The sequence below is a fragment of the Enterococcus aquimarinus genome, from assembly GCF_001885765.1.
Lineage (GTDB): Bacteria > Bacillota > Bacilli > Lactobacillales > Enterococcaceae > Enterococcus_I > Enterococcus_I aquimarinus.
Window position 1 is genome coordinate 19,672 of sequence record NZ_JXKD01000006.1, and the last position, 22,868, is coordinate 42,539.

Sequence of the window (22,868 nt, forward strand, 5' to 3'; positions counted from 1 at the left end):
GAGAACAGATGAAAGCAAATCTTAGTATTAAACAAATTATCGCTAAATCCAATAAATTGATGCTAATACTAGCAATCATCCCTTTACTTTCTAGTATTATCCTTTATTCAAGACAAATCTACGTTTATCAACGGACATTTACGAACATCGAAGAAGCGAATATGATTGTGGGTAAAGTTGATCAAGAGGTTTTAGAAGAGATGTGGGACGTCGTATTTGGCATACGATCAGTAAAAAGTTATCAAATTGGTAATGTGCTATCTGACGTTCAATTCGATATTAATCAGATCAAATCGAATACAAGTTCTCCGACAGAAATAGGGGCACTGAATGTTGCTATTAGTATTATTGATACGATTAAAGATTACGAAAAAAAAATATTAGATAATATTGAAGCTGGCGATTCTGTTACAGCTAATGAAGAGATTATGAACGATGTTGACTCTCTTACCCGACTCCTTATTGATCGATTAAAGGATTTTGTAAGCGTTGAAATCAATGTTGCAAGTATTCGTCATAGAGAAATGATTCGGTCACTCATCTTATTAACAGCTCTTGAATTTCTAATTATTTTACTAATTATTTATTCGGTTAAAAAAAACAAACAGACTATCCATGAGAAAATAGAACAACCCATCTATCAACTAATTACAATGGCGGAAGAGTTAGCACATGGCAATTTATCATTTCGTGCAGATATTCCAGATACCGTTGAACTTGATATGTTAACCAAGAGTCTTAATCAGATGGCTGAAGACCTTCATCACTTACTAGAAGAAAATGCATTAAAACAATATTATTTGGCACAAAGTGAAGTAAGGGTTCTCCAAGCACAAATAACTCCTCATTTTATATATAATAGTTTAGACACGATTATTTCTTTAATTGATCAAAAGCAATACCCTCTTGCTTCTGATATGACCTACGCTCTATCTGATTTTTTTAGGATTTCATTGAGTAAAGGAAAAGATTGGATTTTTGTCGAACGGGAACTCAAACATATTTCAGATTATTTAACCATTTTAAAAATAAGATATGGAGAGATGTTAACGTTCTCAATTGATATCAACCAAGAAATATTAAACGAACCTATCCTTAAAATGATTCTACAACCTTTGATTGAGAACGCTGTTTACCATGGTACAAAACTCGTTCGTCGTATCGGACATATTCAAGTAACTAGTCAAAATAACCCTACAAACATGACTTTTATGATTGAAGATAATGGCATCGGCATGACACCAGAACGACTTTCAGAAGTTCAACAGGAATTAAATAAAGGGATTGACTCTGATTTTAGTACTGGTTATGGCCTCTATAATGTTAATAAAAGACTTTTACTTTACTATGGGAAGGAAGCTTCGATTAAAATAAAAAGCACCCATAACCAAGGTACCATTACGATTTTAACCGTACCAAAAAAGAAAGAAGGTATACCATATTATGTATAAAGTATTTATCGTTGAAGATGAGCCTCGTATTCGCGATACGCTTCGCAATCATATTTTAATGATAAGTAATCAGTTATCTATCACTTATTGTGGAGAAGCGGGTGATGGCGAAATGGCTTTAGCGTCGATTATTGATTTAAAACCCGATATTATTTTAACCGACATTAAAATGCCTTTTATGGATGGCGTGGCTTTTTCAAAGGAAGCACGAAAAATATTACCTAACGTTCGAATCATTTATATTAGTGGTTTTGATGAATTTGAATATGCCAAAGCAGGAATACAAGTTCAAATAGATGATTACTTGTTAAAACCAATTAAACCGCATGATTTAAAAGAATCACTAGAAAAAATTGTCTCTATGTTGGACAAACAAAAAGAAGTCTTAGAAGAGCAAACGCCTAAAATGGACATCATTTTAGATCTGAAAAGAAATCACTTACTAAATGGTCTTTTTAAAGGAGAATTAGCACTGGCAGATGCTCTTAAAAAAACAGAAGAAATTGGTTGTTCTTTTATTGGAAAGAAAATCGCTGTACTTCTTGCACGTAGTAAATATAAACATAATTTTGACGACTATACACAATTCGGCAAAGAATTAAATATTTTCTTTCAAAATGATAGTCGCTTATTATATTCTAGTAGCTCTTCACGTTTCATCAAATTCTTAATATTATCCGATACCAAAAAAGAAGTATTATCTACTGCTTATCAAGTAAGTCAAATTTTAATTCATGAATTCAAAAATGAAGAAACTGGTAGTATGACCGTTTCTATCGGTTCTGTAGTTGATCGAATGAGTGAAATCCCTCTCAGTTTCGAAATTGCTAAAACCCAACTGACTTCTTCTCCATTTTCGCAGCACCAAAAAGTGATTAGCTATGAAGACCGTCAAAATACCAAAGATAAACTTATTGGTCCCCCTATAGACATTGATATTCAAAAAGAATTAGTCGAATTAACAATCGAAAATCAAACAGAACTCGTTAATAAGTTACTTACCATACAAGAAACACCCGAGCAGACAGTGATGTATCGTTTTTTCATTTTAGTCGAATTAAAAAATATTGCTCAAAAAAAAGAAGAGTTCCCTGAAGAAGTCATTCAAAATTTAAGTGATTTAAGACATCTAGTTCTATTGGCCAATGACTATCAACTTTATCAAGAAACATTAGAAAGATTTATTCATTATTTTATTCAACTTAAAATCTCTCCTTCAATAAATAGACACAATAAACTCATCGACCACGCAATACAATTTATTGATAAGAATTTTACAAATCCTGATATTTCGTTAAACATGGTCGCAGAAGAGGTTGCTCTTAGTCCATCACACTTCAGTACTATCTTTTCTCAATCAATGGGGAAAACATTCATTGATTACTTGACAGAGCAACGAATTAATCATGCTAAACGGCTTTTAACCGAAACAAATTTGCGATTAACAGAGATTACTATGCGAATTGGCTACAATGATCCTAACTACTTTAGTTTTTTATTCAAAAAAAAACAGGGTATGTCTCCCTCTGAATATCGACAAAAAACAAATTAGTACTAAGACATTGGCTACACAACTAAAACACACCAAAAAAGGAGATGAAACATCCTTTTTTGGTGTGTTCATACTATGCTATGATCGATAGTCACTTTACTTCTAACAATTCAACCAAACTCGCATTTCGGTTTCTCCTCGATTTCCCCATAAGTGATATGGAATGAGTTTTAAACTTTTTGATTCGAAAATGACGTCTTGATTATATTGATACAATACGTTTTCTGTCCATGATTGTTGTTTTTTAGCCTGAACTTCTATTGTGAGTGTTTGATTCAATATCTCAGACGTTTGAGAAACGACTCCTTTGGAGATGTTTTTGGTTTTAATAAAATATTGATGTAAATCTATTTCATTATCAATGCTTTCCGCACAATAAATAAAAGGTCCTCTTTGTATACTGATTTTATTCATATTACCTGAGACTTTAGGATTACTGCTAATCGATAAGATGGGTTGATCAAATGTTAGAACGAGCGCCATTTGAGGATAGGCTTCAAAACGTAAGTATCCTTCGTTTAAGTCGTAATCATCAATTCCTGTCACCGTTAAATTTTGTAACCATTTAGGAATACGAATATGGACGTTTTGTTTGACACCTTCATAATAAATTTTCACTTGATTTTCATAAGGGAAATTCGTTTGTTGAACAATTGAAAAATATTCTCCCTTTAATTGACTACCAATAAATAAATTCACCCACAATCCTTTTTCAGATTGATTATAAATATATTTCCCAATGGAACCAATTAAGCGGGCGAAGTTCGGTGGGCAACAAGCGCATCCTAGCCAGTCTGGCCGCTGTGTTTTCACATGTCCTTTTCCAGGATTATGGTGGCAGCTTTCTGGTTGAACTTCTAAAGGATTGACATAGAAAAAATGAGTGCCATCGACTGAAGCACCCGATAAAATACCGTTATATATCGCTCGCTCTATGACTTCAAAATATTCTGTCTTAGGTTCTATCTTGTATAGTTCATAAGCAAAATAAACCAACGCAATCGACGCACAAGTCTCACAGTACATAGTATCATTTGGTAAATCGTAATCACTCGTAAACGCTTCTCCATGAACAGTTGAACCAACACCACCCGTTACGTACATTTTCTTTGTTGTAATATTTTCCCAGATAGCTAGGCATGCTTGAAGTAGCTTTTCGTCTTGTTGGAAATTGGCAATTTTTGCCATACTAGCAGCCATATACAACATTCGGACAGCGTGCCCTTGTGCAGTTTGTTGATTTTTAGGCTGATCATAGGCTTGTAAATAGAGTAAATCAACATTCGGATTATCTGTCGTTAATCCATCCGCGATATTTTGGGTAATCTCTTTTTCATAAAACAACGGATCTTTTCCTCGAACCTCAATAAAAAAGGCTGCTAATGTTAAATATTTTTCTTCTCCGGTATGTTCATAGAGTCGACCTAAGGCGAGTTCTATCTCTTGATGACCATCTGCTCCTTGAATTTTTCCTTCTTCTTCACCAAAATACTGTTCGATATTTCCGACCAACTTTAACGCAATCGCAAGTAATTCTTTTTTACCAGTGGCCTGATCATAAGCAATGGCTGCCTCGATGAGATGTCCCGCACAATAAAGTTCATGGCTAAAATATAGTTGACGATATTTTAACTCTGGATATTTTAATTGAAAATACGTATTTAAGTAACCATCCTCTTCTTGAGCACTTCCAATTAAGTTAATCACTTCATCTACAAGTCCTTCAAGCACGGTATCCCTTTGTTTGACAAGAACATAGGACGTTGCCTCAATCCATTTATAGACATCACTATCTTGGAAAAACCAACCAAAGTGCTCCCCTTGCGTTTTACCAGCTGTAATCCGGAAATTTTCTAACGCATGACTTTTGCCTTTTGGTAAATAGTCATCTTTTCTTTCCGCTTCCACTTCAATATCAAGTGCATCATTTAGCACATCATACTGATACGGAATAATCGTTTCTTTAATTAATTCTTGATAATAGCGCCAAAAATAATCTGTAAGCACGACTTGTTTTAATGGTAACTCTTGCACGTTAAATCACCTCTTCTAATAAGATACAATCATGGGATTCAATCAAAATCACTTCTTTTTCTATGAATTGATTTTCCCATAAGTCCAGGTACCTTCTCTTAGTTAATACTTTATCAATTATCTGTAAGGGGACATTTCTTTCTTCTTCGCTAACATTGAAAATGGCATAGTATATTTTATCGGATGATTTACCGCACCATACAATCCATTTTTGATCACGAAAGATTTCTGTCTGATATGTTAAAGTTCCATGCATCTGATTGACTGCAGGATTTGTTAGTAGCGATTCAGTCCAGGGATCTAAATCAGCTAATTCTCCTCCGTACATTAAAGGAGACTGAAAAATCGACCACAGCGTCATCATCGTCCGCTGCTCACTTTTTGTAAAACGCGTATATCGGTCACTTGCGCCACCATCAACTGATCGTATGCCAATATGACCAAGTGGTAACATGTCGCAGTCCGGCCAGCTACCTGGCTGAATAAACGCTGACCATTCCCTGCATTTATCAAACATCTGATATAGTTGCGGCCATTGATCCCAAAAGTCATCTGTTAAACGCCACATGTTGGCTTGATCTTGTAAAAAAGGACCTTCTTCGATATGGGCTGGACCTGGTGATAGTGATAATACAATTTCGCGATTTGTTTTTTGAATCGCTTTTTGAATCGCTTGAATTTCTTTGCGATGTGAACACCCATAAATTTTTGAGTCTGCAATATCATCCACCTTAATAAAATCAACACCCCAACTGGCATATAATTCTAATAAGGAGTCATAATACAGTTGTCCTTCTGGCAAATCAACATTGACACCATACATGTCTGAATTCCAGGGACAAATATTATTTAACGCGATGTCTCGTGCTGTTTTTTTGGTCCCTTTAATTGCCATATTTTTGTGAACAGCTTCTCTTGGAATTCCTCTCATGATGTGAATCCCAAACTTTAACCCTAATCGATGGATTTCATCTGCTAAGGGCTTAAAACCAAGATTTTTTTGAGCACTTGGAAATCGATTTTCTGCGGGTAATAAGCGACTATACTGATCCATGACTAACGGATAAAAATCATGATATCTTGATGAATTCGCTTGCGGCTCATACCACTGAATATCCACCACAATATATTCCCAGCCATATTTTTGTAATTTATCAGCCATTATTCGAGCATTACGGAGTACCTCCTCTTCATTTACCGAAGCGCCATAAGCATCCCAACTATTCCAGCCTTTGGGTGGTGTCATTGCGAGGGTCATTGACTCATCTTCCTTCCTATTATTGCAGCACCATTCAATGTTCTTCCTGTCAAGCATGTTTCACCTTGTGACGTTTCATAAAAAATCATATTTCTATGTAAATCAGATACCTCTTTGCATATTTCATCATATAACTTTCCATTTTCAATAACCATCCGTTTTGCTTTTACCACTTCCGATTGGTTGTTAAACAGAATTATTTGCCATTGTCCACTAATCTGTTCACTTTTGTCATCTATCCGTTGAACGGATCCGTCAAATTCTGTGGCCCCCACAACTGGCCAACCATCCTCCAACCAAAACAGTGATCGGATTTGCATGAAAAAATCTGCGGTACTAGGAGTTCGCCGAATATGATGCACTATAAATTCTTGTTGATTTTTTTTATCCGTAAAAATAGAATTATGACCAGGTCCATATAATGGGTTTTCATCTATCCACTGATAACTACCTAATAGTTTCGTTCCAATTTCGGTAGGATCACTTTGGATATCGAGCATAGAACGGCCGTTTCTATCAATATAAGGGCCATCAATTTTACGAGAGCGCGCTACTCGAATATTATAACTGTCATTTAATGAATCAAACGAGACGAATAAATAGTAATAGTTACTTTTCTTATTATAAATAATATAAGGGCCCTCTATCGCGCCTTCGACTGATTGTGGCCGAAGCGCAAGACACTTTCCGTAGTCATTTTCCCTTAAACACTTTCCCGTCTCGTGATCTAGTTGAACAAGGTAAATACCACCAAAAAACGAACCATAAACCATCCAAGAGTGACCTTCTTCGTCATAACAAATATTCGCATCGATCGCGTTATGATTTGCTATTTCAGCATTTGTTTTGATCACTTCTCCTCTATCATGCCACTCACCTAGAGGATGATCAGAGCAAGCTAGACCAATCATGGATGTCGTACTTCCAAAAGTGGAAGCAGAATAATACATGCGATATTCTTTATTAACGTATATTATTTCTGGTGCCCATAATCCTTCTGCTGAAGACCATATACTGGCTCCTTCAGGTACTCCATTTAAAGCTGTCTTCTCAAATGTCCAATTAATCAGATCATTAGAACTACGGATAGGAACACCTTGTGTCAGTGGTTGTTGCGTATCCGTGGATACAAGATAGTACTTATCCTCTACTTGTATAATCGTAGGATCATGTACACCATTTTTAGCATTTATCAACTTATTCACCTCGTTTATTTACTTACCATTGACCATTCGGACAATTTTTTATGGCTAAATTTGCTCGGAATTTATAAAAACAACCACATTTTGTACAAGTATGGTTAGATTTAAAGGGGCACTGTTCACATTTTTGAAGTCGCTGTACGAGTATTTCTTCTGATACTAGATCCACTTCAACACTTAATTGCTCAGCGATCAACGCTTCGACATCAAATGATGCAGCCTCCTCCTTAATGTCACATCCTTTGCAACTCATGTTTACACCTCCAACCTTAATATTATGATCGACATTGCCGGAACGGTAATGTAAATTCGATTACCTGTGATTTCGTAATTTGTAAAATCCAGTTTAGACATTGTTTTAGGATAATCAACATGATTGTGTCGCTCAAAGTCCTCATCTACAATATAATTTGCTTCTTTTAAACGCGGTACCCCTTCTAGAGAAAATGTTAATTCTTCTGACGAGGTTAACGAATCATTACAAATTGAGATCGTTAATTCTGTCTTTTTTTTTGATACCGTATACGAAATCGTATCATTTTTATCTCTATAACAATCTATCAATTTACCATTTCGATGCTTTTCATGTTGCTCAAAAACAAAATAACTAGACGTTTTTGTCATTTTCCCACCCTCAGTCAATAGTATTAATTTTAAAACATTCAATGTTCGTAAATATTCTGACTAATAATTGGCTTATTGTTATTGATCTCTATACTGTTTTAAAACAATCACGACATCTATCCTAAAAGCAGAAACACGTCATAATAAACAACTGAATGGTTCCTTACTTTTATTACTTTGAGTTGAATCATTCAATTTCCTATCTAATGTACTGACATCCTTAATCTAATTGAATCCTATCTATACAAAATTCTTCTTAATAAATAGATTTGATCCTTTTTAGAGCTGATTTTTAAGCGTTCTATCTATGAAAGTAACATTCAATGTTACTCCTCTTTATTATGATCTGTTTCAATTATAAAAGCAGGCAGTCCAGTCTCTGATACTCCTGTAAATGTCAGAACTATTTTTTCTTGTGTTTCATCCCAACTTTCTACAAATTTACCCTTGTATTTCGTATCTTCAATAGTAATATAGGAACTTTCACCTTTCTCTTTAAATTGCCACTCACCATCATAATCGCCTTTAATCTTCCCATTTGATTTAAATTCTACAAGTGAAGGTTCCGAAATTGATTCAGTAATCTCTTTAGTCGTTGCAAGCACGTTATAGAATCCTTTAACTTGTTTTTTTGATATATTTTCATTTTCTTCACCAGAATATCGAAGCGGATTTACAATTGGCCATCCATCATCAGTGAAATAGAGCTGATGCACACGGACACCATAATTCTCACCACGGTTGGGAAATCGTGTATGAAAAATTAAATAATATTGTCCTGTTATCTCATCATAATAAACTGAATTGTGGCCAGCCGAAACGTACCCTTCATGCGTCATCCCATTATTTTGTTCATATGTAAAATTCCCCATAATTTTATTACCGTATGGTGCAATGCTTACATCATCAAAAAAAGTATTAAATCCGCCTTTAACTTTCTCCATCGATTGTTTTTCGATATCCTCATAAGGTCCATCTGGATTTTTTGAACGAGAGACACGCATGTTATATCCCCCCGTAGAATCTAAACCACCAAACGAGACAAATAAGTAATAATATTCTGTTGTCGGATTATAAATAATGTATGGTCCTTCAATTCGACTATGATTTCCTCCCATCAACTTCTTGCCATATGATTGCCGATCTAATGGTAATCCTGTGGTATCATCCATTTCTAGAATATAAATTCCACCCGAATAAGAACCATACACCATCCAAAGTTTTCCAGAATTATCATAAAAAACATGTGGGTCAATCACATTCGGATGTTTTGTGGCATCGTATACCTCTCCAAATTGTGGAGAAGTACCGGAGTATAAAAATGACTCCTCTTTTTTATAAGGCCCTTCAATATTCTCTGCTATTGCGACACCTAACACCGCTAAAGGAGAGTCTCCTCGACATAAGCAATAATACATGTAATATCTTCCGTCTTTTAGTTGGATAATATCCGATGCCCAGAAAGTATCCGTTTGGGCGTATTCAAACTCCTCTTTAAATTCAGCCTGAATATCTTCAAAAAAAGAATTTTCTTTTACACTTTTCGAAATTAAATCCCACTTCAATAAATCTTCACTTTTTGCAGCTTGTAAATGTGACCCGATGATATAAAATGACTCTTCTACTTCAATAATCGATGGATCATGAACTGCTACATTCTTAAATTCAGGTGGCGTAATCAATGATTCTGATGGTTGATTCGTGTCACAAGCTGTCAAAAAAATGAGTATTAGAATCAAAAAATTTAAAACAGACTTTTTTGATTTCATGGCTATCCACCTTTCATAGATTCCTTCATAAAAATGACTAACCTAGCGATATTCCGTTAGATTAGTCACCTAATTTTTAAACTACAAGTAAGAGGTTTACCATATGGGTAAAACTAATCGACTAAAATATTTCTGCCATCGCCTCTTCGTAATATTGATTTAGTTTCTCCGTTAACTCCGCTGCAATATCGGAAGCATTAACTGTTCCAGCAATAATGGCTGCTTCAACATCGCCATATTCGCCACCAAAATAAACTTCTTCTAAAAATGTTTGGAATCCTGGAATCACAGCTCCACCTAATGGGATTGGTTCTTTAACATACTCCAAATAATTTTTGTAATAGTCATTATCAGGCAATTCTGCCGCAACAGCATCCCAGATGGCTTGATCCTGGGTTAAAGGTAATCCTGATGGGTAAGTAAATAATTTGGAACCATCATCATTTGTCAACGTTTTATAGGCTTCTAGTCGAGAATTCCATCCATCTTTACCCCAACCCATAAATTTGAGTAATTCATATGCTTCTCTTGGATATTCCGTAGCCGAGGATACGCTTCCAAAATCAACAAAGCCTGGTTTATTACTAGTCGTAGCATTGTCTCCTTGTGGAACTGGATATGGTACCCACTTAATTCCTTTATCAACAAATTCATCTGTTGCAAACAAATCTTTCGTCCACCACGCGTCTAGTTGCGTTGCAATACGTCCAGTACTAGCCGCCCATAACAAACGATCGCCAAAAGCAGCTTCTGCTTCATCTGTATCAAAAAATGGTGCATGAACTCCTGTACGAACTAATTCTGCTTGTTGTGTCATTGATTCTGCCCAGTAAGTTGTCATATCGAATTTTTCGCCATTCCAACCGAACTCACCGATCGCGTCTGCTTGAACAATTGGTCCCATTGTCACTAACTTCGTATAATCATTGTATCCAAAAATCTCTTGTTCAGGAACCGTCATTTTCTTCATTAAGTCAATCATTTCTGAATACTTCCAGTCTTGACTAGGCATCTCAACATTTAGTTTATTAAATACATTTTCATCTAAGAAAACAGTAAAAGGCTGATAAAATACGGCAGCGGCCATTTTTCTTTCATTATCGATATATCCTGTTTCTTGCAAGGTTGTTAAGACTTCAGCAGACTCAGGATCCGCTTCCCATTGCTCTGTCATATCACCTAGCCAACCATTCACAATTGGAACATCGACATTTCCTTGATACCAAAATACATCGGGTAGGCTTCCAGTATTGGCTAAGTTTGTTAAACCATCATTCCAGTTTTCTTGGTCAACTGTCACAAGTTCTACCGTAATATTAGGATATTTTTCCATGAAATCTTTTGCTAGATGTTGTTGTAACTCTGGATTTTCCCACGAAGCAAAACGTAACGTAATTTCTTCTTCCGTCATCGAAGCCAATTCACCCGTTGCCTCAACTCCGGAACTCGATTTTTCCCCTATTTCTTCTGCATCTGAGTTTCCACAAGCGGCTAGTACTGTAGCACTTAAAGCTAAACCAATTCCCAATTTTAAATATTTATCGAATTTCATTTCCATTCCTCCATAATCATTTATAGTTAAACGAATACATAAACCCTTAAGAAAATTATTCTCCTGTTATACCAGATCGATCCACACTTTCGACAAAATAATCTTGTAGAACGAAATAAGTCAGTAGCAGAGGAATAAGCGTGATCATCGTTCCTGCCATCGTAACACCCTCATTGAGTTTATTCGATCCACTTTCAGTGACAGGATATAGTGCTTCATAATTACTTTTAAAATTCTGAAGTTGGGTTAACATTGTTGTCCAACTACGAGATCCACTTCCGTTTCCGAGATACAAATTAACTAAATATGTTTCATTCCAATACCAGACGAATGAGAATAAAAAAACAATGATAATCGCAGGTACTGCCATCGGGATCGCAATTTTAAAAAATATTGTCCACTCACTAGCGCCATCTACTTCTGCTGCTTCATATAGAGAAATTGGCGTTTGTTTAAAAAATTGATAAAAGATCAACACAAAAATCGGACTTTTTATCCCTTGGCCCAACATTGCAGGCAACACAAATGCCTTTAATGAACCTAACAATCCCAAATCATTATATAAAACATACGTAGGCATCATTAGAATTTGTGGTGGGACGATAAAACTAAAGATCATTAAAAAAAACAATGTTTTCTTGAAAGGGAAATTATATTTGGCAAATCCATATCCAACTAATCCTGTGCTAATCACTTGAAAAAAAGTTGGAACGAAAGAAAGGACAATACTTCCCAAGAGCGATTCTTTAATGTTCATTACCGAAAAGGCTTGTTGGTAGTTTTTTAAGTAAAAACTAGAGGGTATCCATTTAATCGACGTATCTAATAAATCGTTCAACGATTTAAAGCTCGTCGATAGCATATAGATTAGCGGGTACAAATAAATAAAGCCGATTGTGAGTAGTAATGAGTAAATCAGTAGTTGAATCAGAAATCCTTGCTTAGAATTTGTTCCTAGTAATCGATTTTTAATTTTTAACCACTTCTCTTTAATTTGCTGCTTAGAAACTGGAGCATTCAGCATCTCCTTCCTCTTACGACTTTCTTGCATCGCTTACACCTCTTTTCAGCTTCAATTTTTGAAAGAATGATTGTTGCGGTTTATTTTTCTTTGATACATAGGTAGAATTCGGTGAATCTTTTAGCAACAAGCCAATTATCCCTAGAATTGTTAATACTACAATTGCGTACATCCATGCCATTGCAGAAGCAAAGCCGTATCCTCTTGTTGCTGAAAACATATTACTGTAAATTAAGTTGATAATATTATTTTGTCCGCTATTTGCTAAGGTGATTAACGTATAGATGGCGTTTAGAAAAATCATTGGCTTTAGAATTGGGAGTGTAATCTTCCAAAAACATTCCCACGCAGACCCACCATCAATTTTTGCTGCCTCGTATAGACTTCGATCAACTTTTTGCAAGCCTGCGATGAATATTAAAATCTGAACACCTGAGTACCATAACACGACTATAATCTGAGAAAATAAATCAGAAATAGGATTCACTAACCAGATTGGTAAAAACGTATTCAAAATCGTATTAATCGCTCCTTGATTAATCATCGGGATACTTGTGGCACCTTGCGTGATCAATTGATTCATAATCGGACCACTCGCAACAACTACTGGTAAAAAGAAAATTGTTCGAAATGTCCCTTTAAATTGGATTTTTTGATTTAATAAAAGGGCAATCATCAGTGAGAACACCACAATAACTGGTATTCTTAATAATGTACTAACTAAAAATGAAATGAGCTCTTGTACAAACAACATATCTTTCAACCAAACATTTTGATAATTACTAAAACCAACAAAATTAAACACTCGGCCTGTTGGTCTCATTCGAATGACGTTCATACTGAAGTAAAAAGATTGAATTAATGGCCATATAACGAAAATAATAAATCCAATGAGCCATGGAAGGATGAAAAACAGCCCATATTTCGCCTTACGATTTTTTAAATTTTTTCTTCTTTTCATTCTTGCACCACCTTATAAGAATGAGGAGGTATTGCTACGTTCTCCACAGTTTCCATTTCATCACCATAATTCAATAACAATTTTTTCCCATTTTCAAAATAAACGGAGACTTGATTATTCATTTTTGAATATTCTTCAATGACTGTATCGCCAATCTCTTGGTTTACTTGTGATAACTCTTGATATAAAGCAATGATTTCTTCTTTATAATCGTCAAATTGAGAACTATAAACGTTGGATGAATTCGTATTTTTTAACTCACTTGGATTTTGCATCGTTAATAAAAAGGCTGGATTTACTCCTTGCTCTATTAATTGAAGCTTAAAATCAGATTTATTCGCACTAAAATTACCATATTCGGAGTATCTAGTTACAATTCCTCGTAATGCAATTGAGAAGAACGGTACTGCCTCTTTTTCAAAAACGTAACTAGATGATGACATTGGCGTATCAACAAAACTAGTCGCATATTGCCATAGAGGTTGGATCGGAGTACTCATCATTAACTTGTTGTCTTCAGAGATTCCCTCTATTAATTTTTCATAGTCGTTCAACGTAGATGCTCTACCGTATTCAATCCCCTTTGCATAATAAGAAAATAAATGATTGGTTATACCATCTAGTAAAATACCCGGATAACCACTAATCGATTGACTACTGAGTCGTTTCATTAATAAATCAGATGATTCTTGAGGCTGTAAGAAGTTAAAATTAGCAAAATGACTCCCATAAACTTCTTCTACTAGTGTTCTTTTATTTAATTTTGTTACGATATTAAACCACGTTCCATTTTGCGTAGCAGGATTAAATCGTAAGGCATCATCGTATAAATAAATTGGTATCTTCGAATGATATTTTTCAAGCAATTGATTGAGACGTTCATTACCACCCAATGATTTTTCTGCATTGTATTGATTTTGAGCATATCCGCCGTATATTCCCTTTGATTGCCAACCTTTTAACACAGCATTAATATTCTCGACATCATTCCTTGTTAATTCTTCTAGAATATAGTCAACATCATCAAATGGGGTCATTGCAATCGTTTCATCTGAAATCATTCCTTGCTTAACTTCTGCACCTAGAAAATCGAGCTTGATTTTAAATTCTTGATCATTGACACTTTTCGTGATCATTTTATTCTCTAGCAAATAATCTCGATAGCGTTTGGCTAATCCTACGTAATCAGCGTCCTCTCCTGTTACAAAATTATATTGAATCTTTGCATCAAATTGATTTCTCTCTTTTTGTTGGACAACCATCGTGCCGCTATCCTTACTTGTAGACTGATTAAAAAATTGACGATATGTAAACTTAGAGGTAATCCAGTTATACGGTAAAATCGCGCCATTAGGATAGGCTTCAATACGAGCATTATAATCACCATCTTGAATAATCCCGATAAAGCCGAATTTCTTTTCTGAATGGATCATTCCAAATATAGGAGCTGTGACCATATTGGGCTGACTCGTTGTTACCTGCTCATTTTTTAACGATAAAACATAAGGATCGTCAATACCATAATTCGTGCCATAGACAGGTTCGGAATAAGGTTGGTTAAACTGTCCGTGGTGATCTTCTAACGAAATCAATGCTCCCGATCCATCAGGAATCAGCATATATCCTTCTTCTTCATCTACTTTTGAGTATCCTAAGAAAGGATACAAGTACATGTTTCCAATTTTAAACTGAGCATTGTCTTCTTTAATTGATTCGGCTGGAACTTCGACTTGCAAACCGTGTTCATTTATTTTCACTTTTAAAAGCAATTGAATTCCTAGTTCGTCAAAAGAAATCGCCGCATCAAAACCATCTGGTTGTGGCGTGATTTTCTTACTAACTTGAGGACTATTCATGTCGGCTTGACTATAAACAATATTCGTTCCGACTAAGTATTCCACCACTACTCCTGAAGTTACAAAATTACGCCATTTCTCGTTACTCTTAATTGGATTTTTAACAGTAGAATACATCACTGCTCCTGTTTTTTTTTCTCGAATAATGATTGATAAATTACTTTCTTTCAAGAAAAGTTGATAATCTGAATTTTCAGCAACTATTGAATGATCCTCAATTTCAGTTGGATTTCCTGCGATTATGGCCATTCGATTTTCAGTTTCATCTTGATCAGCTGTCACGTCATATACAGGCGCTTCTACAATTTCTTCTGGATTTTCTAACGTATTGTCTGTTTCTTCTGTCTCCTCACCTGGATCCACCAATTCTTCAGTTATCATATTACTATTTGGTTTTGTTATATTTTTTTGACTACTTCCACTTGTTGAAAAAAACAAATAAATAGTAACAGAAGTGACTAACAACACATACACTAGTAAGCGGAAGTTTTTGCGTATAAATTTATTGATTTTCAATGCGATGTACCACCTCTCCGTATAGTGATGTTGAGAATGAGAACAATTGTTGGAATAATGAGTACAAAATAAATAACGCTAAAGATGCAATAAATAAGGCAAACACACTTAAGAAAATGGTCCTCATTGTTTGGAAAACAGTAAATTCATTTAACTCTTTAATTGTTAAAAAGAACAATACCGCCATCCATACATAGATAATTGCATTCGTAAATGTTAATAAAAACACTTCATTTAAAGTTAAAATATTACTTGCAAAGATTACAAAAGGCTTGATTAACAAATATGGTGCCAAACTGTAGATAAAGCCATGAAAGAGAAATTTGAATGATGCAGAACCATCTGTTATTGTACAAATGAGATACGTTGAGATGATTACTGCAGAAAAAATCACAACTGCAAAGATGATATCTGCAAATAAAGTATAGGTACCCTCTCGCACCGTACTAAAAATAAAACCTGTAAAATATTTATTCATAATCAAGATGAATAGCGCAATAATGGCAGTGATAGCCGTTGATAAATTACTCGTTTTAAATTCTTTTTTAATACCATAAGCGCCATCGAGAGGATGTAACATATAGTATTTTAAAAATCGAATTTGCTGGACCAAACGAAAGGATAATAACTTATTCCATTGGTTAGAGACTATACGTGTCCATTTAAATCGATGGCCAAATATTTTAAATAAATATACTATCATTACAAGAATAAGTACTATGGCAAGAATTTTAATTACATTGTTTCGAATCCAAATATTTCGAATTTCCCAAAAAGAGTCTGAATAACCCACCTTGTCTTTAGCATCTCTAAAAGTAACCATCGCTTGTGAGTAATTCTCTTCTTTAAAATAGGCTTGTCCTAATCCTAAACTTGCAAAATCAAATTGGGAATTCATTCTTAACACTTCTGACCATGGTTCTTTACTTTCCTCATAACGACCTTTTTGATATAAAGCCAATGCTTCATGTAATGTTTGAGAAAATTGAGTAGGAATGAAAGTTTGAATTTCATTCTTCTTTTCGTCTAATGTATAGACTGAACCATCACTATCAACTAGAATTCCCGATCCTTTTCCAATCAATCCTCTTCTTTGCTTCCCGTCATCCTTACCACCAAACATGAAAAGAAATTCGCCTTCACTGGTGTATTCATAAATATAACCATCTTCTCCAATTGTAAAAATATTATCAATTTCGCCAATTGCTAGACTACTTGGAAAATAAACATAGTTTCCTTTTAAAAGATTGATTCCACCCATATTTAGCTTTTTAATAACATTTTTGGATTTTTCATTAGGCGTAATTGTATAGATAAGTCCTTGACTATCGATATTCAAATTTGTTGCACTATCAGGAGTCGTTCCTAACATCTTATCTAATTGTTCTTCTGAAAAAATCATTTTTCGAAATGTCGTCAGAAGACTGTTAGAAGTTGCATTAGGTGCAAAATAACCAAGAAATTCACCTTCTACATCCTTATTCAAAATAATTAATCCGTTGTTGTTTCCTCTAGATAACACATACGCATTTCCTCTGCTATCAACGGTTACTTTCGTCGGAGAAAATGGTGCTTTCTCCCCAAAAGAGAGGACATTAGGTTTCTCAAATATATGAATAACTTCATCCTTTTCATCTAAAACAAAAACTTTATTCGCAGCATCATCTGCAACATATAAATGTCCCTGATCGTTAATATAAATACCTGTTGGGTGAGCAAATAATTCATTTTTTATAATACGAATTAACTCTCCCTCTTTTGTCAAAACAACGATCCTGTTATTCCCAGAATCTGCGACATAGATTTCATCGTGGATACCAAACTTCATATCCATCGGCTTATTAAAAGTTTGTCCATCAAAAACAGAGATTGTATTCTTAGCTAAATAGGCATCTTGTGTTTGTACCATCTCGCTATAACCATTTTCAGTAAACGTTTTAAACACATCATCAGCGACAGTCTCGACGGTATTTCCAAGTAAGAAGAAGAATAATACGAGTGATGGAATAATTTGTTGGTATATTTTATGAACTTTCACTTTATCCCCCCTATTTCAGACCTGAATGAGACATTGTATTCATTACACTACTTTGTAAAATAATAAATAAAATTAGATTTGGTAAAAACATAATGAGAGAAGCTGCTGCGGCAATTCCCTGCCCGACTACGTTATTGGTTTGAGAGGCAAATGTGTTTAAATAAAACGCTAATGTTCTCAGGGAATCAGTCGTCATAAATAATTGTGACGTTTCAATATTATTCCAGACTGCCTGAAAAATAAGTAATGCTGCCGTTGCGATTGCAGGCTTTGTCAAAGGTAAAATTATTTTTATAAAAATCGTAAATTGGGAGGCCCCATCCACCACTGCTGCTTCAATCAGTTCTGTTGGAATTTGATCAATAAATTGTTTAATTAAGAATAATCCGACTGGCATCGCAATAAGTGGTAACATATGTCCTAAATAATTATTTTCTAAGTTCATAAAGTTAATAACTAAATAACGAGGAATCATCACAGCTGTCGGAACAAACATTAATGCCGCATTGTTAATTTCCATTCCTACATATTTCCCTTTAAAATCCATTTTAGAAAGGGCAAAAGCAGCTAACGCTGAGATAAACACGGACACAACTACCACAACAGCCGTCACTATAACGGAATTGAATATATATCTAGAAAGCGGAATATTGGATAGTTCCGCTGCTTTGAACAAGTTATTAAAGTTTTCCAAACTTGGACGCTGAACAAAGAATCTAGGAGGAAAGGCAAATAATTCTTCCATTGGTTTAAAAGCATGATTAAAAATAAAAATAATAGGCAATAACATAAATGCAATAAAAGGAGCTAAAATAATATAAAATTTAATTTGACTCTTTTCAAATTTTTTTGGATTGATTCCACTTCTTCTAACAGACACTATAGTGCTCCTTTCTATGCAAATAATTTTTTAGCAAATATTGAAAACACATAAATCATCAATAATAAAACAACTGATATCGCTGCGGCATAGCCCATTTCATACCTTAAAAATCCGTAATCATCAATATGGTTAACAATTAACTGTCCGGCATAGGAACTAGTAACGGGATTTGCACCTGTTAATTGTGTACCGATTAACCCGTTAGAAAAAGCGTTTACAATCGCCATAACAGCACCAAATAACATTTGAGGTTTCATCGATGGAATCGTAATGTAAATTAATTCTTGAAATCGATTTGTTACACCATCAATTGCTGCTGCTTCATAAAGTTCTTCATCGCCATTTAAAACACCTGCCATCATTGCTAAAAATCCAACTCCCATACTTCCCCATAGACCAATTAAAATCATAATTGGCAATATTAGATTCGAGTCAACTGTCCAAATAATGGGTGTATCGATAATCCCCCATCGCATCAAGATACTATTAATATATCCGGACGAATTTCCACTAAATAATATTCTCCAAACAACTGTCATAGCAACTCCCGATGTCATTGACGGGGAATAGAAAATCAGTGCTAAAATAGTTCGTGGAATTTTTGGTAACTGTGCTAATACCCAAGCTAAGAGGAATCCTAAGATATATCCCCCTGGACCCACAATAACTGCGAAAGCAATCGTATTCGGCAAGACATACTGCATAAATATTTCATCTTGCGTCAACAAGTTAATATAGTTTAAGAACCCTACAAATTCCGGTCGTTGGATTGTATTGAAGTTTGTAAATGATAAACCAATCGCAATTACTACAGGAATAATGATAAATACTAAGAAAATCAAAGCATAGGGTAATAAAAATAAATAAGGTGTTCGTTTACTGTTATTTTTCAAATTACTCCTGTTCCTTTCTTTCTACAGGCATTGGATATTGCTGAATTAATTCACCATCGTAATAATATCCAAATTCTTCTAATTTTCTGAGTGTTTCACGATTAATCCGTTTGGTAGATAAGTCGATTGCTTTTCTCAAATTTTTGCCATCTACTACAACAGAATTATAGACATTGCTTATTTCGCGTTCTACCATGTATGTTCCTAAAACTCTAGGAACCTCGTTAATCCATTGTGATTGCTGTAAAATAACATCCTTATCTGTTGTCGGCCACGGTAGATCTTGAAACGCTTCTAAGTTAGCTGTATTCCACATATATTCCTTGCCATAAACAGTCTGTAGTCCCGTTCCAAAATCTTTTTGAGTATCACTTTGAAGCCACCAATTCATAAATTCCCATGAATTTTCTTTATTCTCTGAGCTTTCAAACATAATCGAACTCTCTGCACCTCCGGATGACCATCTTTCAACTGTACCCTCTTGATTTTCATATCCTGGCATCAAAGCAATATCCCAAACATTACTTATTTCAGGTGCTGCATTTAAAATTAAATTATAATTCCCAAAATCGGCAATTCCAATTGGGGTCGAGCCATCTCTGAATTGTTGATAAAAACTAGGAACATCTTTTGGCATATTATATATTGTAAATAGATTCGTTAATTGTCGTAATCCCTCAACTGTATTATCCTGATTCACTCCTGATTTGAGAATATCATCTGTATAGAATTCACCATCATTTTGATAAACAATCGGCATCGTCCAAGGGAATATTTTAAATGATGTTCCTAATGTAGCAGTAGGATAAAAGGCACTCATTCCTCGTTGGTTCAAAGCAGGTAACATTTCAATTAATTCATTCATCGTGTCTGGAACTTCTAAATTGAGCGATTCTAAAATATCCGATCGATAAAACAGGACATAAAAATTCATTGTTTCTGGAATTGCATAAACTTTCTCACCAATGGTTGAAGGTGTTAATAATTTCGAAGGATATTGTTCAATTAATTCATCGAATCCTTCAAAATCAGATAAATCAACTAGTGCATCTCGTATTCCCATGTCAAATGGCATCGCATAATTCACACCTAGTGCAACATCTGGCGCATTACCTGAGGCATTTGATAAAATTAACTTATTCGCATCCGGCATAATCGATAAATCTACTTTTATGCCTGTTTTTTCTGTAAAATCTTGATCAATCATTCTCTGCATTAACTCGACATATTGGCGAGGTCGGTTCACCCAAACTTGAACGCTCTCATCTTCCTTTTCAACGTTAACAGCATATGCTTGCTCGTTAAAAGAATTTGTAAATCTTCTAACAGAATTAATCGCTTTCAAAAAAACATTAGGTTTCTTAAGTGTCAGACTATCTTGATAAAATATGATTTGATCGATTGATAAATTATTTCGATTTGACTCTTGTAAGAGTGTAGCTAAATTCGCTGCTGCTGATCCACTATCTTTTGACAATTCATTTGTTCTATTCGCTAGTCTCCGTGGATCATTTAATAGCGATTCTAGTTGCTTTCTGACCGTTACGATTTGTGTAAATGCACCTGGCGTTTTATCAACTTGAGCAAGTGCTTGGATTTGTTTTTCAAAATCCTCTAATTCGATTATCCAGGATTCTAATTGACTCATTGTTCCTGGAAGATATTCTTCTAGATTAATATCTCTATTCTTGTCCACGCTACTTCCTAGTAAATTATCAATACTCAAGGATAATGACTGTAGTTCTTTAATTATTTCTGCAATTCTACTTAATATTTCACCTGTTGGACTTGTAGTGATTTCTAAACTTAATTTCTGTGTCCCTTTTTCTAAATAAATTGCAACATTTTGATCTGTTTCTTTCTTTTTGAATGTATAGGATGAAAAAGAAGAGGTATACGGAATAGGTTGTGATAAAAAGCTTTCAGATGGAATTTCATCGTTTACTTCAATATTTAAAAATACTGGGAAATCGATTTTTGTATCTTGCCGATAATTCAAAGCGATATAATAATACCCATCTTCTGGAATGTCTACCTCATATGTTACTTGATCGCCGATATTCGAAAATGACATACCATCCAAAAAATTCATTACTCTTTTACGAGAATCATACGGTGTTAGATAATCATCGAATGCACCATTTGGTCGTATGGAAGATGAATTTTGCGTTACATTTTTTTCGCCTTCTACCGTAATTTGATGGTTTCCAGTGGGGTCTTCTGTAAGATCTTTTGATAAATTCAATCGGTTGATATCATTTTTTGCACTTAATTCAATCGACTCTAAGCTCAGCTCACCTTCAATACTTGATAATTCCAATTCATTACTGCCCTGTTCAAACCAAACTGCTAAAGGGAAATCGCTATAGCCATTGATGTCTGATAAATAAGTAAATTGAGTTTCATTTAATGGATCTACCTCAGGAGACATTTCATTTCCATATCTATCGGTACTCAATATTTCTTCAGGAATCCATGTATTCTTAAATTGTAAGTTCTTCATTTCTTGGTACTGTGATTTCCCGTTTATTTTTAGCTCTACTTGAGTCGGTAGTATACTTTCTGTTTGAATCGAGTAATGAAAGCCTAAAAAATACAATCCTGCTGAGGGAACATTCACTGAAATTAATTTTTTGGTTCCTGGGGTGATCACCATCTCACTTTTAATGGTCAATTTCTCTCCATCGAAATAGTTGGCTTCTTTATTCTTCTCGCTAAAAGATTTATAATTCTCTACTTGCGTATCATCCGCATAACCATTTACATTTCCATAGTAAAATAAACAGAATGTTAAAAAAAACATACATAAAAATTGCAGAAGTTTTTCTTCTTTGCTATTTTTCATAAATAATCCCCCTACATCATTTATCGTGTTGTTAATTAATAATAAATAAAAACGCTTAACTATTCTCTTTAAATAAATATTACACTTTAAATAAAGCGCTGTCAACAATATTATTGCTAATTTATAAGGCACTATAACTTTTAATATTAACATAAATGTTAATATTAAAAGTTTGAGAAATTAATGCTTCTTAGCAATACTTCTATAATAATCCTATACACAAAAATATTATCGTTAAAAGTATATAGACTGTCTCCAATCATTAATATAGATTTATCTTCTGGCATATATCTTCCTGATAACTAGAGCGTGACTTGGATAAAAAGCGCCTATTTTTATCGTAGTAAATTGACATTAGCAAGTATGAACACTATCTATTCATCATTTTATTCAAAAGAAAATGATCTTTCATA

At 34.5% G+C, this 22,868-nt stretch carries 16 protein-coding genes; 2 read left to right on the forward strand and 14 right to left on the reverse strand.

Going from position 1 to position 22,868, the window contains the following annotated elements; all coding sequences use genetic code 11:
* Positions 1-8 precede the first annotated feature (8 nt).
* Together RU93_RS05640 and RU93_RS05645 are read left to right on the forward strand one after the other, a co-directional pair.
* Complete coding sequence (locus RU93_RS05640; RefSeq protein WP_071874642.1) at positions 9-1,451, forward strand: sensor histidine kinase; 1,443 nt, start codon at positions 9-11, stop codon at positions 1,449-1,451.
* Positions 1,444-3,003 carry a response regulator transcription factor gene (locus tag RU93_RS05645; RefSeq protein ID WP_071874643.1) on the forward strand — a complete coding sequence of 520 codons (1,560 nt, stop codon included), beginning with the start codon at positions 1,444-1,446 and terminating at the stop codon, positions 3,001-3,003. The genes RU93_RS05640 and RU93_RS05645 overlap by 8 nt, the downstream gene beginning before the upstream one ends.
* 102 nt (positions 3,004-3,105) lie before the next feature.
* On the opposite strand, the gene RU93_RS05650 is transcribed toward RU93_RS05645, so the two are convergent.
* The 14 genes from RU93_RS05650 to RU93_RS05715 form a co-directional block, all read right to left on the reverse strand.
* The gene (locus tag RU93_RS05650) at positions 3,106-5,037 is read right to left on the reverse strand and encodes a glycoside hydrolase family 127 protein (protein WP_071874644.1); all 1,932 of its coding nucleotides are present in this window, start codon (positions 5,035-5,037) and stop codon (positions 3,106-3,108) included.
* A 1-nt stretch (position 5,038) separates the two neighbouring features.
* Entirely contained in the window at positions 5,039-6,283 is a 1,245-nt protein-coding gene (locus tag RU93_RS05655) for an alpha-galactosidase (RefSeq protein ID WP_245785371.1), read from the reverse strand.
* 8 nt (positions 6,284-6,291) lie between these two features.
* Complete coding sequence (locus tag RU93_RS05660; RefSeq protein WP_245785372.1) at positions 6,292-7,500, reverse strand: arabinan endo-1,5-alpha-L-arabinosidase; 1,209 nt, start codon at positions 7,498-7,500, stop codon at positions 6,292-6,294.
* Positions 7,501-7,513: 13 nt separating this feature from the next.
* Positions 7,514-7,750 (reverse strand): DUF6171 family protein, encoded by a 237-nt coding sequence (locus tag RU93_RS05665; protein ID WP_071874646.1) that lies wholly within the window; start codon positions 7,748-7,750, stop codon positions 7,514-7,516.
* Between the two features lie 2 nt (positions 7,751-7,752).
* The gene (locus RU93_RS05670) at positions 7,753-8,163 is read right to left on the reverse strand and encodes an alpha-L-arabinofuranosidase C-terminal domain-containing protein (protein ID WP_071874647.1); all 411 of its coding nucleotides are present in this window, start codon (positions 8,161-8,163) and stop codon (positions 7,753-7,755) included.
* 284 nt (positions 8,164-8,447) lie between these two features.
* The gene (locus tag RU93_RS05675) at positions 8,448-9,890 is read right to left on the reverse strand and encodes a glycoside hydrolase family 43 protein (protein ID WP_071874648.1); all 1,443 of its coding nucleotides are present in this window, start codon (positions 9,888-9,890) and stop codon (positions 8,448-8,450) included.
* 121 nt (positions 9,891-10,011) lie between these two features.
* Positions 10,012-11,442, reverse strand: a complete 1,431-nt coding sequence (locus RU93_RS05680; RefSeq protein ID WP_211272564.1) for an ABC transporter substrate-binding protein — start codon at positions 11,440-11,442, stop codon at positions 10,012-10,014.
* 55 nt (positions 11,443-11,497) lie between these two features.
* Positions 11,498-12,466: a carbohydrate ABC transporter permease gene (locus RU93_RS05685; protein WP_071874744.1), complete on the reverse strand. Its 969-nt coding sequence runs from the start codon at positions 12,464-12,466 to the stop codon at positions 11,498-11,500.
* Positions 12,467-12,476: 10 nt separating this feature from the next.
* The gene (locus tag RU93_RS05690; RefSeq protein ID WP_071874650.1) at positions 12,477-13,424 is read right to left on the reverse strand and encodes a carbohydrate ABC transporter permease; all 948 of its coding nucleotides are present in this window, start codon (positions 13,422-13,424) and stop codon (positions 12,477-12,479) included.
* Positions 13,421-15,796 (reverse strand): DUF5696 domain-containing protein, encoded by a 2,376-nt coding sequence (locus RU93_RS05695; RefSeq protein WP_071874651.1) that lies wholly within the window; start codon positions 15,794-15,796, stop codon positions 13,421-13,423. Before RU93_RS05695 ends, RU93_RS05690 begins: the two co-directional genes overlap by 4 nt.
* A complete protein-coding gene (locus RU93_RS05700) occupies positions 15,783-17,834 on the reverse strand; it encodes a hypothetical protein (protein WP_071874652.1) in 2,052 nt (683 codons plus the stop codon). Before RU93_RS05700 ends, RU93_RS05695 begins: the two co-directional genes overlap by 14 nt.
* 10 nt (positions 17,835-17,844) lie before the next feature.
* Positions 17,845-18,714 (reverse strand): carbohydrate ABC transporter permease, encoded by an 870-nt coding sequence (locus RU93_RS05705; RefSeq protein ID WP_245785373.1) that lies wholly within the window; start codon positions 18,712-18,714, stop codon positions 17,845-17,847.
* Between the two features lie 14 nt (positions 18,715-18,728).
* Positions 18,729-19,610 (reverse strand): carbohydrate ABC transporter permease, encoded by an 882-nt coding sequence (locus tag RU93_RS05710; protein WP_071874654.1) that lies wholly within the window; start codon positions 19,608-19,610, stop codon positions 18,729-18,731.
* Position 19,611: 1 nt separating this feature from the next.
* Positions 19,612-22,608, reverse strand: a complete 2,997-nt coding sequence (locus tag RU93_RS05715; protein WP_084131208.1) for an extracellular solute-binding protein — start codon at positions 22,606-22,608, stop codon at positions 19,612-19,614.
* Between the last annotated feature and the right edge of the window lie 260 nt (positions 22,609-22,868).

What these genes read in the sequence shown, in the direction of transcription:
- RU93_RS05640 (WP_071874642.1), top strand. Translation starts at nt 9, where the DNA reads ATGAAAGCAAATCTTAGTATTAAACAAATTATCGCTAAATCCAATAAA.
- RU93_RS05645 (WP_071874643.1), top strand. Translation starts at nt 1,444, where the DNA reads ATGTATAAAGTATTTATCGTTGAAGATGAGCCTCGTATTCGCGATACG.
- RU93_RS05655 (WP_245785371.1), bottom strand. Translation starts at nt 6,283, where the DNA reads ATGACACCACCCAAAGGCTGGAATAGTTGGGATGCTTATGGCGCTTCG.
- RU93_RS05665 (WP_071874646.1), bottom strand. Translation starts at nt 7,750, where the DNA reads ATGAGTTGCAAAGGATGTGACATTAAGGAGGAGGCTGCATCATTTGAT.
- RU93_RS05675 (WP_071874648.1), bottom strand. Translation starts at nt 9,890, where the DNA reads ATGAAATCAAAAAAGTCTGTTTTAAATTTTTTGATTCTAATACTCATT.
- RU93_RS05680 (WP_211272564.1), bottom strand. Translation starts at nt 11,442, where the DNA reads ATGAAATTCGATAAATATTTAAAATTGGGAATTGGTTTAGCTTTAAGT.
- RU93_RS05685 (WP_071874744.1), bottom strand. Translation starts at nt 12,466, where the DNA reads ATGCTGAATGCTCCAGTTTCTAAGCAGCAAATTAAAGAGAAGTGGTTA.
- RU93_RS05690 (WP_071874650.1), bottom strand. Translation starts at nt 13,424, where the DNA reads ATGAAAAGAAGAAAAAATTTAAAAAATCGTAAGGCGAAATATGGGCTG.
- RU93_RS05715 (WP_084131208.1), bottom strand. Translation starts at nt 22,608, where the DNA reads ATGTTAATATTAAAAGTTATAGTGCCTTATAAATTAGCAATAATATTG.